This window comes from Asticcacaulis sp. AND118 (assembly GCF_020535245.1).
Classification (GTDB): Bacteria; Pseudomonadota; Alphaproteobacteria; order Caulobacterales; family Caulobacteraceae; genus Asticcacaulis.
The window spans coordinates 2735116-2752932 of sequence record NZ_CP084910.1 but is presented as its reverse complement, the minus strand read 5'-3'; the positions used below and the strand labels follow the sequence as shown (position 1 = coordinate 2752932).

Sequence of the window (17817 nt, the reverse complement as noted above, 5' to 3'; positions counted from 1 at the left end):
CATGACCTTTGAGCTGAACGGAAAGCGCGTATACGTAGCCGGGCATCGCGGGATGGTGGGGTCCGCCGTGGTACGTCGTTTGGCCGGTGAAGGTTGCGAGGTGATTACAGCGGACCGCAAAGCGGTTAACCTGAAGCGTCAGGCTGAGGTTGAAGCCTTCTTTCGTGATGCCAGACCTGATGCGGTCGTGATGGCGGCGGCCAAGGTCGGGGGCATTCTGGCCAACGATACCCTGCCGGCGGACTTCCTTTACGACAACCTCATGATCGAGGCCAATATCACGCACGCGGCATTCGAGACCGATGTTCAGAAGTTCTTGTTTTTAGGCTCGTCGTGCATTTATCCGAAGTTTGCCGATCAGCCGATCCAGGAAGCCTCCCTGCTGACCGGCCCTCTTGAGCCCACCAATGAGTGGTATGCCATTGCAAAGATCGCCGGTATCAAGTTGGGGCAGGCTTACCGCAAGCAGTATGGACGTGATTTTATCTCAGCCATGCCTACAAATCTGTATGGACCGGGTGATAACTTCGATTTGAACTCCAGCCATGTCATGCCGGCTATTATTCGCAAGGCGCATGAGGCCAGGTTGAGGGGCGATCCGCAGATCGTCGTCTGGGGCACCGGCACCCCGCGTCGGGAGTTCCTGCACTGTGACGACTGTGCGGACGCTTTGGTTTTTTTACTGAAGGGCTATTCGGGTTTCGAGCATGTCAATGTGGGCTCGGGCGAGGACGTGACCATCCTCGAACTGACACAGATCGTGTGCGATGTGGTTGGCTTCAAAGGTGAGATCGTTCACGACCTTTCAAAGCCCGATGGCACCCCTCGAAAACTCATGAGCGCAGATAAGCTCAGGGGCATGGGGTGGAGCCCCAGGATCGAGTTGCATAAAGGTATCGAAGAAACCTATAAGTGGTTTCTGGAAAAGGTTGATCGTTAGGCCGCCCAATGGGTTTGTCGCGACAAAAAAAAAACCGGAGGAAACGCCGGGGTTTCGGTTTCCTGGGAGAAAAACCAGATCAGTGCGCGAATACCAGTTGCGACACCAGCGCCCAGAAGGCGGCACAGGTGACAAACAGGCCCATCAGGGTCCACCGCTGAGGCAGCTTCTTTTCGACGGCGGGGTGTTCGTCCAGCGCGCTCAGGAGGCGCAGTTGCAGCGCATGCGCAGGCGAGGGAACAGACGAATCCGCGGCGAGGTCAGCGATTTGCGGACGCGACACTTCAGTCGGGGTGGTCGACGGGGTTTGCGGTTTAATCGCAGCTTGGGTACGCATAAGACTACTCCGGGTTTGTGTATCACCGGACTATAGGCGGGTGCAGTTAAACGAGCGTCGATAAACACGCCTAATGAAATCTTTATTTTCTGCATCTGCGTAATGGGGCTGTTCTGGCACAGTGCGCCGGAGCCGGGTCCTATACATAATCAGCATGTGCGAGTGCGAAGTAAGGCTTTGCTAACCGTGTTTCTAGCCGCCTTTCTTTACCATATGGATTTAAGGTGCAAGGACAAGGAGAACTCTCAATGTCCCGTGCGCAGAAAGCCGTTCTATATATTCGCGTTTGTCTCGTTCTTTTATCCCTTGCCATCGGTATACTTGTTCTGGGGCCCTTTGCGCACGCCGAAGAATCTTTCGGCCTGACGGATAAAGAGGCGCACATTATTGCCTTCTTCAGCCTGACCCTGATGCTGCAACTGGCCTTTCCGCGTGTAAGACGTATGGATATGGCGCTGGGCGTACTGCTGTTGGGGGCTTTGATCGAAGTGGTACAACTGTTTACGGGGCGCAGCGCCAGCGTCGGCGACTGGCTGGCCGATCTGATCGGCGTATCCGTGGCCACTATTCCTTCCTATGCCGAAACCTTCCGCCACTTCGCGCGTTTGGGCGTGAACATGCCGCGCCGTCGGCCGGCGGATGCCGCGTTGGCGCGGGTTCCGCATCGGGTCGCACGTCACCCTGTGCCCCCTCATACCCCGCATCATCCGCCACGCGCCTGATAAAAGGTCCGTGTTCAAAACGACAAAATCTGCCGGATCGGTGATCAGGCAGATTTTTTTTGCGCATTGGGCGGCGCCGAACTTGGTTCCTGAAAGGGCGAGCCTCAGATTTGGAATCAGCCGCCGATCAGCGCTGAAATGGCGAACACGATCGCAGCAACCAGACCCCACCCAAGGCACCCGACGGTCAGAATGACGCCGACGCGCCCACCCAAGGACAACTTGCGGTCGTCAGTATTCTGACGCGTCTCGCGAATGTCTTTCAGGGTGATGAGGGTGACGTCGTCTCTTAGGGTGCGCATACGATTCCAGCCTGTGTCATGTTGTTACAGCCTACATTGGGCATGTTACAGACTATTTCAATTCACCAACGTGTGTAGATGCGCTGCAGCAGACGGGTTTCGTCAAAATTGTGTCGTTTTACAATGCGTGGACTTGATCGAAAATGCGCGCGTTACGCAGGTGCGGTAAGCGGCGGCTAAGCGCGCATCCTTATGGCTTTTTTGCACAAGCGAGGGGCGAAGCGCTGGATCGCTTATGCACCGGAGTTCAGTGTGCGACCAATGTTACAGAGCGTAACACAGATATTACCGCGTTTGCAAAAAGTGTCAACGGCGTGGTTAATCTTTGTTTACTAATAATGTGTAAGAATAGGGAGGGGTGTCGGACTTTAGAAATCGTGGCCAGAGGTGGTAAGATGAAAAAGTTATCCTATCGTTCTGTCGATTACATTTATCTTATTCCGGCAATAATCATTTTGGCTTTCCTGTCGCCGTTGTTACTCGTTTACGCGGTCGCTTACCGGTATTTTACTCCGAATTGCCTGCAGCCTGCAAAAGTGCATTGTGATTAGCCGGACACGGCTGCCGCCGCATCTCATCACAACTTATATGAACGGGGTTGTGGAAATGTTGCGTTGCGGTATGATGTCCATGCGAACGTAGAGTTAAGGCCTCCCCACTTTAACCCCGCCGACAGGGATACACCATGCAGACCGCCGAAGTCATCCGTGGACCGGTTCCCCAAGCCAAGTCCTTTGCCGCCGCCAAGGTGAAGTCCAAAGCCTCGTCCAGCCGCGCCAAGCGCGCCTTCGACATTACCTTTGCTTTCCTCCTGATCGCGTTCCTCCTGCCCGCCCTTCTGGTCATCGCCCTGCTGGTCAAGCTCGACAGCAAGGGGCCGGTCATTTTCCGTCAGAAGCGCAGCGGCCTGAACGGCGAGCTGTTCCACATTTTTAAGTTTCGCTCCATGACCTGCATGGAAGACGGCGACAGCGTACGTCAAGCTCAGGCCGGCGACATGCGCGTGACGCGCGTGGGCCGCATCCTGCGCCGCACCAGCCTTGATGAACTGCCGCAGATCTTCAACATCCTCAACGGCGATATGTCCTTCGTCGGCCCGCGTCCGCACGCGCTGAGCCACGATAAGGTGTTTGCCGGTCAGGTGGCCGATTACGACCGCCGCTTCGAAGCCAAGCCGGGCCTGACCGGTCTGGCGCAGGTGCGTGGCTTCCGCGGTGAAATCCGCGAAACCAGCGACCTGACCCAGCGCATTGAAGCCGATATCGAATATATCGACACCTGGAGCTTTACCAAGGACATCGGTATTTTCTTCGGCACGGTGAAGGTGGTTTTCGGCGACCGCAACGCCTACTGATCTTTCGGATCAAACGGAATAAAAAACGCCCGGAGTTCACTCCGGGCGTTTTTTATTCCACCAGCACCCGGATTTCGATGATGCCGCCTGTCCATATCGCTTTGGCAGCTTCGCTTAACCGCCGCACCTTGACATCGGTATCAACGGTTGGTCGCAACCGCAGGCCGAAACACCGTGCGCCCGCGCGACCTGAGACAGGCCAGGAGGCTGGGTCGGGCGGCTTTCGATATACCAGGCGAGTTTGGCGGTCAGGCTCACGCGCGGTTCCGGTTTGTGCCGGAGATTAGCCTGGTCCCAATCACTGCGGCATATGGGTTTGAGTTGATTTTTCAGGAATAGAGCGTATGGTTGCTCACTGAGATGCATAGCAGCAGTCTCAGCTCAATATCGGCCCTCAAAGGTTGCAGCCTTTGAGGGCCACTTGTTATGTGCGGGTGTTAAAATTCCTGCAGGAATTTATAGATTTCTATGACACCCGGGATCACCGTGCAGAAAAACAGGCACGATGAAACGACGTATCTGAAAATCCTTTTCACCATTAGCAGCAGTCTCCTTTCCTGCCGCGGAATTTACCTGCCTGCTAAGGTTTTTGTTGCAGCGCCAACCTCAGTGTAGCAGGTAGCACGTACTCAATAGGTGCGTGGCGGCATGGTCATATAATATATTGCCGCAGGAGAAATGCACGTGAAATATTTATTAAAACATTGAAAAATATAGAGATTTTATCGGCTCATTTCAGCGTATAACGTCAGTTTGACACCGATTCATGTGGCATATTGCGGAAATATGCGGTTCTCCGCCGTTAATGCACGTCTTCCTGCGGTTCGTGCAAATCCTGGGTGGGAGTCAGGGTCGTGCCACACAGGTCATTGATGGCCTCGATGACGGCAACGGCTGTCGCCCAACGTACGGGAACCGAATTGCGGATACGGGTAATGCTGCCACGATCCTTACCGCTTCTATGGGAAATATCCGAAATAGAAACAGGCAGATGTCTGAACACACTTTCCGCATTTCGCAAAAGTGCCATGGCCGGTTTATTACGTTTGGTCGTCATGGTGTGTTTAGTATAAATTTTTTATGAACTGCTGAAAACAGCAGATATCACAAGCTTTCAATTGTCAACTACGGAATAGCACAGCAAACGCCCGGAGGCTGAAATCAGCAATCATGCTTGAAGTTATGACTGTTTCCATTGCCTGCGCCGATACCGATGAGGCCGGGCGCATCGCTGATCTGCTGGTTGGGCAGAACCTGGCCGCCTGCGTGCAGAGCGCGCCGATTCGCTCGACCTATGTGTGGCAAGGGGGCGTCGAAACGGCGGATGAGGTCAGGCTGACGGCCAAGACCCTGCGCGGCCGGCTTGAGGCGCTGGAGGCGGCGGTGAAGGCCGCCCATAGTTACGAGGTGCCGGAGATTATCGCGACCCGTATCGACTGGGTCAGCACCGATTACGAAAACTGGCTCAGAGATTCTCTTAAACCTTGATCCGTCGCACTTCGAGGTCGGCATATTCGGCGACCAGCGGGGCCATCTGACGAAAGCCGATGCTGCCGGTGGTGGGCCATTGGCGCTCGGTGGCGCCGGTCCAGTTGACCACAGGGAGGTCGTTGATGGTGAAGGCCACCGTCGCGCCGGCCTTGCGGATCTTGATGCGGTAGGGCGGTTTGGCGTCCTCGACGTCGGGAAGGGGGTCGGCGCCCTGCGCCAGCATCTCGAAACCCGGCGCATAGCGCAGATTGGCCAGATGGAAGGCGCGTTCCTCCTCCCAGCGGCGGCGGTAATAGGAGATCTGCAGCGCCTTGACGTCGCTCTTGGTGTACTGATCGTAGATGCCGGCGCGCGGTTTGAGCTTGGGCGACAGGATGTGCTCGCCGTTCACTCCGCCCGCGGCGAAGAACAGGATGCACAGGCCCGGTTCCTTCAGCGGCCAGAAGTTCCAACTGATTTCGACGTGGTCCGGAAAGACCTCCGGGCACCAGTAGACGAAGTTCGACGCCTGCCCTTCGGCGGCGTCGCGCAGGGCGCTGAGTTGCATGCGGCCATTGGGGAAATCGACCTTCGCGTCGCCTTCCATTTTGAACTTCGCCACGTCCGCCTGCGATTTCAGCGGATTGGCGTAGACCAGATCGCCGGTTTCCGCGGCGAACAGCGAGGGGGCCATGAGCGAGGAAGAGGCGGAGGCAGCAAGCCCGGAGGCCAGCCACTGACGGCGGGTCAAGATCATGCGAAAACCTGAGATTTGCTTTGTCTGGATATACGCGGAAATCAGATAATTCCGCCGCCCTGAGACGACCGCATCTTACGCACCTTGGCCTTTTCCGCGCGATAACCCGAAGCGCGGAAGGCCAGCATGGGATCGATGGCCCCCCCCTTGCGCAGGCGGGCCATGGCCAGGGCCGGACGCACGTCGGTTTCATAGGCCATGCGCAGACAATGATGGGCCATCATCACGTCATTACTGGCCTGATATGCCTTCAACGCCTTGCGATCGACGATCAGCGCCTTGACATAGGCCCCGGCGATGGCGCGGGCCGAGTTGAGCAGGCTTTCGATGGGATCGGTGACGTTATGCGACTGATCCATCATATAGGCCGGGTTGAACTGCCCCTTGGCGCGCGTCTCGGCATAGACCAGTTCGTTGAAGATCAGGAAGAGCTGGAACGGGTTGAGCGAACCGGCGTCCAGATCGTCGTCGCCGTATTTCGAGTCGTTGAAATGGAAGCCGCCCAGCTTGCCGAACTGCGCCAGCCGCGCCACGATCAGCTCGATATTCACCGTTGGCGCGTGGTGGCCCAGATCGACCAGGCACTGCGCCTTGGGGCCCAGTATCTGGGCGCACAGGATCGAGGTGCCCCAATCCTGAATGACCGTGGCGTAGAAGGCCGGCTCGTACAGCTTGTGCTCGATGAACAGGCGCCAGTCGTGGGGCAGGGCGGCATAGATCGCCTTCATGCTTTCCAGATAACGCTCCAGCGTATCGGCAAATTCGTTCTGACCGGCGAAGTTGGAGCCGTCGCCGATCCATACGGTCAGGGCCTTGGCCCCCAGCCGGTCGCCGATCTCGATACACTCCAGATTATGCTCGATGGCCTGGGCGCGGGTGGCGGAGTCTGAATGGGTCAGCGAACCGTACTTGTACGACAGGCGCTGGCCCGGCTGATCCTGAAAGGTGTTGGAATTGACCGCATCGAAGCCCATGCCGTGGGCGAAGGCGAAGTCGCGCACCTCTTGGATGTCGTTGGCCTTGTCCCACGGAAAATGCAGCGAGATGCGCGGCGTCAGGCCCGATACCTGATGCACGGCGGCGCAGTCCTCGATCTTTTCCAGAATATTGGTCGGTTCTCCCGGCATGGGGAAGCGCGCGAAGCGCGTACCGCCGGAAACCATGCCCCAACTGGGGATGCCGACTTCCAGCGTCATCAGACGATCGACCACGTGTTCGATGTCGATGCCGATCCGCGCCATCCGCACGCCCAGAGCCTCGTAGTCGGCCAGATGCGCCGCCATCAGCCTCTCGTTTTCACGATCGATGATGTCCTGTGGCAGGGCCGACAGAGTCTTTTTGACGGCGACATAGCCCATTCGGGGTGTCCATTCCTTCAGCACGCGGGCCTCCAGATAGAGTTAAATGGCGGGCAGAGTCAAATCAACAGACCGTTTGAATGCGGAACGGTCCGTCTGTGGCGCGGCAGCCACGAAATATGACACAGGGCGCTCGAATCGGCCCTCAACCTGTTTTTAGTGGGCTTGGCCACACTTTTTCTTTATTGTGAAAGGATAACGGAAGTGGCGGCAAAAAACAATCTGCGTCGCTAATTTTCGATCAAAAATGATCGGTAAAACGCAGGGTGTCCGGGTGTTCGGAGCCTGTGTGCTTATAAACGAGCAGACCGGTGGCGGGAGTGAAGGGTGCGCAATAGCCTGAGAGACCTATCGGTGACGACGGTCGCGAACGACCGGTCGTTTTCGGATGGCTTCGCTGCGCCGGACGCCTCGGACTTCGATCTGCGTTCGAAAGCGGTGGGCGAAGGCGTCTGCGTCGTGTTCGATGTCGGCAAGACCAACGCCAAGCTCAGCGTTATCGATCCGCAGGGGCATATCCTCAGCCGCACGGCTATCAAGACGCCGCATCTGCATACGCGCCTCTATGCGGCGTTCGACGTCGATACCTTGTTTGCGTGGTTCCTCAGCGAACTGAAGCGCGTCTCGGCGCGTTATCGCATCGATCGCATCATGCCGGTGGCGCACGGGGCGGGCTGCGCCTTCCTCAGCGCCGACGAGCAATTGCTGCAACCCATTCAGGATTACGAAGCCTCGATCCCGCTGCCCTATGAGCGCGCCTATCAGGCGGTGCGTCCGGCCTTTGAGGAAACCTTGTCGCCGCTCCTGCCCAACGGGCTGAACCTTGGGGCGCAAATCTTCTGGCACGCGCGGCGCGACCCCAAGTTCTTCGAGCGCGTACGCTATATCCTTTCCTACGCCCAGTACTGGACGTGGCGGCTGTCGGGCGTGCTGTGTTCGGAAGTGACGTCGCTCGGCTGCCACACTGACCTGTGGAACCCGACCCGCGGCGAGTTTTCGAGCCTGGCCAAAGCCGAGGGCTGGGCCCAGCGCTTTGCCCCCTTGCGCCCCGCCTGGGAAAAGGCCGGGCCGTTGCGGCCGGAAATCGCCGAGGCCATCGGTCTGACCTACGACTGTCAGGTCCATGTCGGCCTGCACGATTCCAACGCCGCGCTGGCGCTGGTCATTGCGCGCCATCAGCATGACGAGACCGCGGTATTGCCGGTCATACTGACCACCGGCACATGGTATGTCGCCATGGCGCCGGGCATCGCACCCGCCGCCGTGTCCGACAGCCTGCGTCCTGACCGCGACTGCCTCGTCAATATCGACGTCTATGGCCGCGCCGTGCCGTGCGCGCGCTTCATGGGCGGGCGGGCGCTGGAACTGATCACCAACGGTCAGGTCGATGTGCCGGTGACGCTCGACACGATAGCCGATGTGATCCAATCGGGCGCCATGGCCCTGCCCAGCTTCGTCGACGCCGGTGGTCCCTTTCCCGGTCGGCGCGGCGAAATCGTCGGGCTGGAAACCGACACGCCCGAAACGCGCGCGGCGCTGGGCCTGATCTATGTCGCCCTCATCGCTGTGACCTCGCTCGATATGATTGCCCCCTCGAACCGGCCGCTGCTGATCGAAGGACCGGCGGCGCACAATGCCGCCTTCTGCACGCTGCTGGCGTCGATGCGCGACGGGCCGGTGCTGGTCTGCGAAACGCCGTCGGGCGTGACGCGCGGGGCCGGAGCCATGGCCTTTTTCGGCGATCATGTGCCGCCCGTTCCGGCCTATAAGCCGGTCGAGCCGCAGCGCGTGGGCGAAATTCGCGCCTATCGCGCCGCCTGGCTGAAGGCGATGGAAAACGATTAAACGCGCCCGACCGCCCTACCCAAAAAAGGTGCTTCCCAGTATGTGGAATGCACCCTATAAGAATCAATCATATTCGATCATGATGTGCGCGGGGTGTGTATGCGACCTGGCGTAAAAGGATCGTGACACATATAGTCAGGGCGGATTTGGTATGCACCTTCAGGATCGCTGGAAGCTGATCATCGACGAACTCAATCCGGACCGGGTGACCTCGGTCGATGAGCTGACGGCCCGTCTGGGCGTGTCCCCGGCGACGATCAGGCGCGACCTTAACGAACTGCACGAACTGGGGCATCTGCTGCGCGTGCGCGGCGGGGCCATGCGCATCGAAGGCAAGCATTTCACCGCCAAGGCCGAGCCGAAGACCCCGGAATTTCAGACCGACAGCCTGACGGGGCAGTCGAGTTTTCTGGCCTCGACCATCGTCAATGCCCCGGTCAAGCGCGCCATCGCCCGCGCTGCGCTCGATTTCCTGCGTCCCGGCATTTCGATGATCATCGACGGCGGGTCAACCACCTACACCATGGCCAATATGATGGCCAATGAGCCCTATCACGTGCTCACCACCTCCATACCCATCCTGCAGTGCCTGCTTGACCGGTCGAAGGTCAAGGTGACCCTGCCGGGGGGCGAACTGTTCCGCGAGCAGCGCATCATCCTCAATCCCTATGAGGACGGCATGTTGCAGAACTTCTCGGCGGCCAAGATGTTCATCGGCTGTCAGGCCCTGACGCGCAACGGGCTGATGCAGTCCGATACCTTGCTGGTGCAGTCCGAGCGCCGCCTGATGGAGCGCGCCGATCAGGTCATACTGCTGGCCGACTCGTCCAAGATCGATGCCCCGGCCTCGCTCTCGGTCTGCCCGCTGACGGCGATCGATGTGGTCATCACCGATGAAGGCCTGACCGATGCGGCGCGCGAATGGCTGGAGCACGCCGGCATCGAGGTGCGCATCGCCCACGTCACCGCCGAAGACCGCAAGGCGTCGGAAGTCGTCTGATCCCTACTGCACCAGCCGCAGCTTGTTGATGGTGGCGAAGATGTCCTGCATCGTCTTCGTCAGGTCCGACGCCTGGCTCAGGTCGTAATAGTAGCTCGACTGGCTGGCGCAGGCTTGCAGCAGGCTGCTGTCGCCTTCCTCCACACGCACGACGAACAGGGTGACGCCCTGGGCCTTGGCGGCGGTGCAGGCCAGCGCCGAGCGGGCGTTGATCGTACTTGTGGACGTGCTCCAGCGGTTTTGCGTGTTGGCGCCGTCGGTGACGATGATCATGTATTTCTTTACATCGGGATCGGTGAACGCCGTGGCCTTGGTGTAGGGCGCGGCGGGCGACAGCATCTCCAGGCCGAACTGCACGCCGGCGGTGATGTTTGTGTTTCCGCCCGGCGAAAGGGTGTCGAGATAGGTGTTGGCGCTGGAGAAATCGTTGGTCAGGTCCAGCACCCTGGCCAGCGCGCTGGTGGTGCAGGTGGCGGCGATATATTGGCTGTCGACTACGTCCTTGGCGTAACCCGTCACCGACACGTCGAAGAGCTGATTGCGGTCGGTCAGGCACCCGCCCCAACTGCTGTTGGTGAGGCTGGAGAAATAGCTCGACGCAAAGGCCGTGTAGCCGCTGGGGCTATAGGCGGTTGAAGAGCTGCTGGAGGTGGTCAGTCCGCCGGACACCTCGGACATGACCAAAGAGGACGCATTGACCGTCGTCGTCAGATTATAGGTGTAGAGGGTGTACTTGCTGCCGCTCTTGGCGTAGCCCATCAGGCTGGCGGCATAGTAGGTGATGCCGCCGCTGGAATAGACGCGATAGAAGGCCTTGCTGGTCGCCGTCGCGCAGATGGTGCTGCCGACCTGATCGCACAAGGCGTCGTAGGCCTTCCACACGGTGCGGCAGGCGTAATAGTTGACCGAGGTCCGCAGGTAGCACTGGGTATAGTCGACAAAGTCGTAGTCGGTCGATGGCGGCAGGCGCACCTGCGTATTGAAGGCCACCATGCCGACCTTCACGTCCTCATTTCCATTGCCATAGGTCGAGATCAGCGACGTCAGAACCGAAGAGACGCTCTTTTTCAGATGGCTCATCTTGCTGTTCGACGCCATCGAGCCGGTCGTATCGAGGACGAACAGCATCTCGAACGGATCGGATTCGGTCTGGGCCGACGAGGTGACGCCGATGGTCTGCTGGGTGAGGCCGAACAACTGAAGAAAATAGGGGGTCTGGGTGACCTCACTCGTATAGTGCAGGATCGTGGTGTTATCGTTCTTGTCGATCCTGAAGGTATGGGTGGCGGCTTTGAGGTCGGGCCGGTCGATCAGATTGGCCTCGAAGGCGATCCTGGCCGCGGCTCTGGCGGCGTCTTCGGATGTCTCGATTTTCTGCGTCGCCTTGAGCACGGCCGCGTCATTGGCGCCCTGAAGCAGGGATTGTGTCTCATTATAGCGCAGCATATCGACCGCGCCGCCGGTCGCGCCGACCAGAACCAGGGCGATCAGTCCAAACGAAAGGATTGTATTTCCGCGTCTATTCGCGAAAAAGGCGATCAGTTTGTGTCTGAAGGACTGTAGCATGCGGGGCGCCTTTTCAGTGTCTTTGCGCCATATTGCTGCATAATTCAGGCCAATTCGCGTATCTGCGAATGCAGAATTGAAATTGATATTAATGAAATAAGAATAAAGACGATTAATGGAAAGTTAATGTGGTTTATATGCTGTATAATTACTTTCGATTTGGGGGGTGAATCTAAACGGCGGGCAATGTCGCATCGCCCGCCGTCCTATCATCAGGCCATGTAGAAGACGGACTTGAGGTCCTTGGCCACCGGCGAATTGTCCGGGTTGGTATCCATGATGTCGGCCATATAGGCCCACCACTTCTGCATAATCGGATGCGCGGGCAGGTCGGCCATGGTGTGAGTATCCGTGCGGCGCAGGACACCGAACAGGGTCAGGGTTTCGGGGTCGAGAAATATCGAATAGTCCGAGACCCCGGCTTCGTGCAGCAACGCGCCCAGCTCCGGCCAGATCTCGTCGTGGCGCTTCTGATATTCGGCCTCGAAGCCCGGCTTGAGCTGCATCTTGAAGGCGTGGATTTGCGTCATATGTTGGCTTCCTTTTATCCTCCTCCCCTGCTTAGCCGGGAGGTGTCGAGCAAGCGAAGCGCGTCGCGACGGAGGGGGCAAATCTGTTGGTTATGGCCCCTCCGTCTTTTGTCGCTTCGCAACAAAATCCACCTCCCCCGTACGCTGCGCTACAGGGGAGGAGGTTCCTTAGTTCCCCGAAATCTTACCGGCGACTTCGCGCATGACGGGCCAGTCGGCAGGGGTAAGATCGTAAGCCTTCGGGTCCGCCGGGTGCGCCGGATCGAAGGTCTTGAAGTCCGGGGCGGCCTTCAGGTCGAGGCCGCTCTGCGGGGCCACAATCGTCTGGGCCACATAGTTGGCGATCTGATACGCGCCATAGGCGTTATGGTGCGTCTTGTCCTGACCGCCATTGCCGAAAGCCAGCGGGCTGACGTCCGGCCCCAGCGCCTCGTACATGGTCTTCGTCTTCGCCGTCAGATCGATGAAAGGCACGTTCAGTTCCGCTGCCACCTTACGCACAGCGTCGTCATAACCGGCCAGCGAATTGTCGATCGTGCCCTGCGTATTGAAGAAGCGGCGCGATACGGGCGAGATCAGCACCACCTTGCCCCCGCGCGTCTGCACGTCGGCGGCAAAGGCCCGCAGCCAGGCCGGATAAGAGTGCTCGGCATCGACATAGGTGCGCGGCCATTGCTTCTTCTGATCGTTGTGGCCGAACTGGATCAGCACCACGTCGCCGGCGCGCAGGTCGCTGAGCAGCTTGTCCCACCGCAGCGAGGTGACGAACGACTTCATCGTCTCGCCGGAGCGCGCATGATTGGCCACGGCCACGTCGTTCGACAGGAAGCGCGGCAGCATCTGGCCCCATGAGGCGTAGTCGGTGCCGCCCTGATCGGTGACGGTGGAGTCTCCGGCGATCAGGACGCGGCGCGCTTTGACCGGCGTGATTTCTACGCTTTGCACGGCGGGCGTGGGGCCGGAAAAGGCGATGGTCAGGCGGTCGTCCCAGGTGCGGCTGGTGTCTTCGTCGCCGCGCAGGCCGACGCGCGGCGCCTTGCCTTTGGCGTCCTGTTCCGAGGTGACGACCGACGGGTCGCGCACATTGACAAGGAATTCGATCGTCTTCGTCTCGCCCTTTTTCAGCACCACGGGGGCCAGCATCAGGCGGCGGTCCTCGGCCCAGACCGAGGTGCGGCTGGCGGCGATTTTAGAGCCGAGGGTCACGCGCACCCGGTAATCGCCGGGCGCGGCCTTGACGGCGAGGGCGGTTTCATTGCCGCCGCGGGTATTGGTGAAACCGTAACCGCGCGCCGCGTCATAGGCCATGTCGGGCGTCAAGCGCACAGCGCTGGCGTCGGCTTTGGCGGTGCCGTCCAGAAGGAAACGCTGAGGGGCGGTGGTCACGGCAGCGGTCGTCTCCGAAGGCGTAGTCTGCGCGGCTGTCTGGGCCAGAACCGGAGCCGCGCCGAGGCTGAAAACCAGCGCAAGAACGGCGACGGATACCGCCTTGCGAGTCTCATTTTTCTGATTGTTCGTGATCATAATGGCGTTTTTCCTGATCATAATTGGCCTTTATGTGCTCGTTTGTGATATTTTTTCATTGATATGCCCCCTCGTCAATGTCATCTTAACGCCGCTACAGCCGCTGGCCGTCTGTGCGCGGGCGTATAAGACCCGCCGATCTATCGATCCCCGGCCGGCGCTGCACAGAGGAACCCCAACAGAGGACCCCAAATGCCCAACCAGAAACCGCTGCTACGGAATGTGTTCCGCATGGCAGCCCTTTCGCGCGTTTCGCAAATCGGTCTCATCGCTGCCGCCGGCGCGGCGCTGGCCTTCGGCAGCTTCGCTCAGGAGCTGGGCATTCCTCAGGGCTCGGACGCCCAGCGTCAGGCCCAGACCGCCGACGCCACCAAGTCGCAGAACGTCTTCCTCATGTCGGCCTTCATGGCCACGTCGCAGAACACGCTGAGCCTGTTCACCTCGGCCGATGGCGTCACCTTCAAGACGCTCGGTTCCGAAGTCTATACGCCCGAAAAAGGCCTGCTGCGCGACCCGTCGATCATCCGCCACACCGACGGCTATTATTACGTCGTCTACACGACCAACTGGGACGGCGCGAACTTTGGCATCACCCGCTCGAAGGACCTGAAGACCTGGGAGTTCGTGCGCGAGGTCAGGATCGACCTGCCGGGCGTGACCAATACCTGGGCCCCGGAGTGGTTCCGCGACAAGGACGGCTCGCTGAAGGTGATCGTCTCGCTGTCGAAGGGCGGCACCAAGGGCCCGTTCGGCGCGTATATCCTTGAGCCGAACGCCGATTTCACTCAGTGGTCCGCGCCCAAGCCGATGCAGGGTCTGCAGGGCAACTATATCGACACCTTTGTCGTCTCGACCGATAAGGGCTACACCGCCTTCATCAAGAACGAGACGACCAAATATATCGAACTGGCCACCGCCAAATCGCTCTACGGTCCGTGGAAGATCGAGAAGAAGGGCGACTGGGCCGGCTGGGGCGACTGGCGCGAAGGTCAGGCGCTTGTCAAACTCCCCGACGGCGGCTGGCGCATCTATTTCGACGACTATATCACCAAGCGCTACTGGTATTCCGACAGCCACGACAACTTCAGGACCTGGACGGAAAAGAAGGAAATCGGCGGCGTGTCGGGCGTGGTGCGTCACTTCACCGTCCTGTCGGAAGACCCCAACACCTTTGCCGAGGCCACCAGGCCGAAGAACCCGCCGAAAAAGATCACCTGGGACGAACACTCTCTGATGATCGACGGCAAGCGCATCATGGTGTGGTCGGGCGAAGTCCACCCCTTCCGCCTGCCGAACCCGTCCCTGTGGCGCGACGTGCTGCAGAAGATGAAGGCGTCGGGCTTCAACGGCGTGGCCTTCTATTTCGACTGGGGCTATCATTCGCCGGCGCAGGGCGTCTATGATTTCACCGGCGTGCGCAATATCGAGCGGGCCATCGAGATCGCCGAAGAGGAGGGCATGTATATCATTGCCCGCACCGGCCCCTATGTGAACGCCGAACTGACCGGCGGCGGTTTCCCCGGCTGGATGCTGCGTCAGCGCGCCGAAGCCCGCACCGACGATCCGCTGTTCCTGGCCGCCACCGACGAGTGGATGACCCAGATCAACGCTATCATCGCGCGCCATCAGGTCACCAACGGCACCGGCAACATCATCGCCTATCAGCTCGAAAACGAGCTGGGCAAGGTCGAGCCCAAGCACGTGCGTCAGATGGAGCATCTGGCCAAAAAGGCGCGCGCGGACGGCATCACCGTGCCCTTCTTCCACAACGCCGCCGGCCGTCTGCCTGATTGGACGCCAAAGGATTCGACCGCCCCTTGGGCCAATCCGGGGCCCACGGACATATACGCCTTCGACGGTTATCCGGGCGGCACCTGCAACGTCCACGCCGATCCGTCGGGCCCGAACAAAGCGCCTGACTGGGGCATTTACGGTACGACGCCCCCCAAGATCGGCTCGCTGTCTTCGCCCAAAACGCCCGGTTTCGCGGCGGAACTGGGCGGCGGCTGGTTCGACTACTGGGGCTCGAACGGCACCTATGAGTGCACGGCGCAGCGTCAGGGCAAGGGCTATCAGCGCGTCTTCTACGGCACCAACCTGATCAACCGCATCACTATCCACAACGTCTATATGACGTTCGGCGGCACGTCGTGGGGCTGGCTGTCCGGGCCCGTGGTGTACACCTCCTACGACTACGGCGCGGCGATTTCCGAAGACCGCGGCCTGCGTGAAAAGGCCTATGCCGTCAAGCAGCAGGGCATGTTCGTTCAGGCGGCGGAAGCCGTCCTGGCCGAGATGGACAAGGGGCCGGTGCTCAAGACCTCGAACGACAGGATCAAGGTCTATCACAACATCAATCCGACGCTGAAGACGCACATCCTGTTCGCGGTTCATAACCCGTCGGACGCCATTACCGACGACAGCGCCACCTTTGAGGTGACGACCAAGGACGGCGCCTATAAGATCCCGGTGCGCGTCAACGGTCAGGACGCCAAGATGCTGGTTGCCTCCTATCAAATGGACCGTCAGCACCTCGTCTATTCCAATTCGGAAATCCAGACCCACTTCCAGAACGGCGATCAGGACATTGCCTTGCTGCATGGCCGCGTCGGCGAAACCGGCGAGACCGTCCTGCGCTTCGCCAATGCGCCGAAGGTCGAGGTCCTTTCGGGTCAGGCGACGTCGAAATACGACGCCAGGACCGGCGACCTCAAGATCAGCTACACCCACAGCGGCCTGATCCGTCTGCGCATCACCGACGGCGGACGCGCGCCGTTGTTGCTGCTGATCGCCGACGAACCGACCAGCTATAATTTCTGGCGTCAGGACACGGCCGAAGGCCCGGTGCTGCAAATGAGCGCGGCTCTGGTGCGTGAAGCGAAGATCGTCAGCGGCAAGCTGGACCTGCTTGGCGATACCATGACGGAATCGGCCCTGACCGTCTGGGGCCCGAAGTCGGTGAATGCCGTTACCTTCAACGGTGAAGCCATCGCCATGACGGCGCAGCCCGACGGCAGCCTGTTCAGCACCCAGCCGCTGCCGCGTCCGGAAAAGGTCACCCTGCCGGACCTCGGCGCGATCCAGTGGACCCGCCGCAGCGACTCGCCCGAAGCGCAACCGGGCTTCGACGATTCCAGGTGGATCAAGGCCGACAACCGCCCGACCGCCGCCCAGACCTGGACGACGACCGAGCGCGGCCAGCCTACGCTGAGCATGAGCGACTACGGCTTCCACCACGGCGACGTCTGGTATCGCGGCCATGTCGAGATCACCGACCAGAACGCCGATCAGCTTGAACTGTTCTATGGCGCCGGTGGTGCGGGCATGATTCAGGTGTGGGTCGACGGCAAATATGTCGGCCAGCACGAGCACGATACGGGCCGCCAGTTCCCGGAAACCACCGACAGCTATAAGGTGAAGATCGACAAGCTGACGCCGGGCAAGCACGTCATCTCGGTCATGGTGCGCAACAATTCGCACAACTGGGACCTGATGGCCGACGACGCCCACCGTGAAGCGCGCGGCCTGATCGCCGCCTCGCTGACCACGCGCGCCGGCCGCCGCTTCGCCGTGCCGATCGACTGGCGCATTCAGGGCAACAAGGGCGGCGAACAGATCGCCGACCTCGTCCGCGGTCCGATGAACAATGGCGGCCTCTACGGCGAACGCGAAGGCTGGTATCTGCCCGGCAAGCAGGAGGGCTGGGAAGCCGCGAGTCCGACCGCCGCGCCGCCCGCCGCCGGCACCTACTGGCTGCGCACCCAGTTCAAGCTCGACCTGCCAAAGGGCCACGATGTGCAACTGGGCCTGAGCTTCGGCGATGCGACCAAGCCGCGTTCGGATCGCGAAAACCGCGCCCTGATCTTCGTCAACGGCTGGAATATGGGGCAGTTTATCGCCCATATCGGCCCGCAGCGTACCTTCGTCATCCCGCCGGGTATCCTCAACCCCAACGGGGAAAACACCATCGCGCTGGCCGTCACCACTGACGGAAAGCCGGAAAATGCCCTAGAAGCCGTACAACTCGTCAACCTGCGCACCGCGCGGGGCGGCGTCCCGCTGGAAATCATGCCGGCACCGAACAAGCTGCAAAGATAAGCGTCCTCCCCGAG

The 17817-nt window shown here is 59.9% G+C and carries 15 protein-coding genes; 7 read left to right on the top strand and 8 right to left on the bottom strand.

The genetic code is table 11. From position 1 onward, the window contains the following. The first annotated feature begins 1 nt into the window (after position 1). On the top strand, positions 2-940 hold the full coding sequence (locus LH365_RS13120; protein ID WP_226744081.1) for a GDP-L-fucose synthase: 939 nt from the start codon (positions 2-4) through the stop codon (positions 938-940). 79 nt (positions 941-1019) lie between these two features. Here the strand turns inward: LH365_RS13120 and LH365_RS13115 are convergent, their stop codons facing one another. Continuing rightward, entirely contained in the window at positions 1020-1277 is a 258-nt protein-coding gene (locus LH365_RS13115) for a hypothetical protein (RefSeq protein WP_226744080.1), read from the bottom strand. Between the two features lie 248 nt (positions 1278-1525). Here LH365_RS13115 and LH365_RS13110 point away from each other — a divergent pair, with 248 nt between their 5' ends. Then, positions 1526-1999, top strand: coding sequence for a VanZ family protein (locus LH365_RS13110; RefSeq protein ID WP_226744079.1), 474 nt, complete (start codon positions 1526-1528; stop codon positions 1997-1999). Between the two features lie 116 nt (positions 2000-2115). On the opposite strand, the gene LH365_RS13105 is transcribed toward LH365_RS13110, so the two are convergent. Continuing rightward, the gene (locus LH365_RS13105) at positions 2116-2301 is read right to left on the bottom strand and encodes a hypothetical protein (protein ID WP_226744078.1); all 186 of its coding nucleotides are present in this window, start codon (positions 2299-2301) and stop codon (positions 2116-2118) included. A gap of 685 nt (positions 2302-2986) precedes the next feature. On the opposite strand from LH365_RS13105, the gene LH365_RS13100 reads away from it, so the two are divergent. Next, positions 2987-3655 (top strand): exopolysaccharide biosynthesis polyprenyl glycosylphosphotransferase, encoded by a 669-nt coding sequence (locus tag LH365_RS13100; protein WP_226744077.1) that lies wholly within the window; start codon positions 2987-2989, stop codon positions 3653-3655. Positions 3656-4457: 802 nt separating this feature from the next. Here LH365_RS13100 and LH365_RS13095 read toward each other — a convergent pair. Further along, positions 4458-4712, bottom strand: coding sequence for a hypothetical protein (locus LH365_RS13095; RefSeq protein WP_226744076.1), 255 nt, complete (start codon positions 4710-4712; stop codon positions 4458-4460). 125 nt (positions 4713-4837) lie between these two features. Here LH365_RS13095 and cutA point away from each other — a divergent pair, with 125 nt between their 5' ends. Continuing rightward, entirely contained in the window at positions 4838-5143 is a 306-nt protein-coding gene (cutA, locus tag LH365_RS13090; RefSeq protein ID WP_226744075.1) for a divalent-cation tolerance protein CutA, read from the top strand. Here cutA and LH365_RS13085 read toward each other — a convergent pair. Next, positions 5133-5882: a DUF1961 family protein gene (locus LH365_RS13085; RefSeq protein WP_226744074.1), complete on the bottom strand. Its 750-nt coding sequence runs from the start codon at positions 5880-5882 to the stop codon at positions 5133-5135. The genes cutA and LH365_RS13085 overlap by 11 nt on opposite strands. Positions 5883-5923: 41 nt before the next feature. After that, complete coding sequence (gene rhaI, locus LH365_RS13080) at positions 5924-7264, bottom strand: L-rhamnose catabolism isomerase (RefSeq protein ID WP_226744073.1); 1341 nt, start codon at positions 7262-7264, stop codon at positions 5924-5926. Positions 7265-7594: 330 nt separating this feature from the next. On the opposite strand from rhaI, the gene LH365_RS13075 reads away from it, so the two are divergent. Both LH365_RS13075 and LH365_RS13070 read left to right on the top strand, forming a co-directional pair. Continuing rightward, on the top strand, positions 7595-9085 hold the full coding sequence (locus LH365_RS13075; protein ID WP_226744072.1) for an FGGY-family carbohydrate kinase: 1491 nt from the start codon (positions 7595-7597) through the stop codon (positions 9083-9085). 151 nt (positions 9086-9236) lie between these two features. Next, a complete protein-coding gene (locus LH365_RS13070) occupies positions 9237-10085 on the top strand; it encodes a DeoR/GlpR family DNA-binding transcription regulator (RefSeq protein ID WP_226744071.1) in 849 nt (282 codons plus the stop codon). Positions 10086-10088: 3 nt separating this feature from the next. Here the strand turns inward: LH365_RS13070 and LH365_RS13065 are convergent, their stop codons facing one another. The 3 genes from LH365_RS13065 to LH365_RS13055 form a co-directional block, all read right to left on the bottom strand. Beyond that, the gene (locus LH365_RS13065; protein WP_226744070.1) at positions 10089-11651 is read right to left on the bottom strand and encodes a TadE/TadG family type IV pilus assembly protein; all 1563 of its coding nucleotides are present in this window, start codon (positions 11649-11651) and stop codon (positions 10089-10091) included. A gap of 212 nt (positions 11652-11863) precedes the next feature. After that, the gene (gene rhaM, locus LH365_RS13060) at positions 11864-12181 is read right to left on the bottom strand and encodes an L-rhamnose mutarotase (protein ID WP_226744069.1); all 318 of its coding nucleotides are present in this window, start codon (positions 12179-12181) and stop codon (positions 11864-11866) included. A 168-nt stretch (positions 12182-12349) separates the two neighbouring features. Continuing rightward, positions 12350-13705, bottom strand: a complete 1356-nt coding sequence (locus LH365_RS13055; protein WP_226744068.1) for a rhamnogalacturonan acetylesterase — start codon at positions 13703-13705, stop codon at positions 12350-12352. 231 nt (positions 13706-13936) lie between these two features. Here LH365_RS13055 and LH365_RS13050 point away from each other — a divergent pair, with 231 nt between their 5' ends. After that, positions 13937-17803: a beta-galactosidase gene (locus LH365_RS13050; protein WP_226744067.1), complete on the top strand. Its 3867-nt coding sequence runs from the start codon at positions 13937-13939 to the stop codon at positions 17801-17803. Positions 17804-17817: the final 14 nt, after the last annotated feature.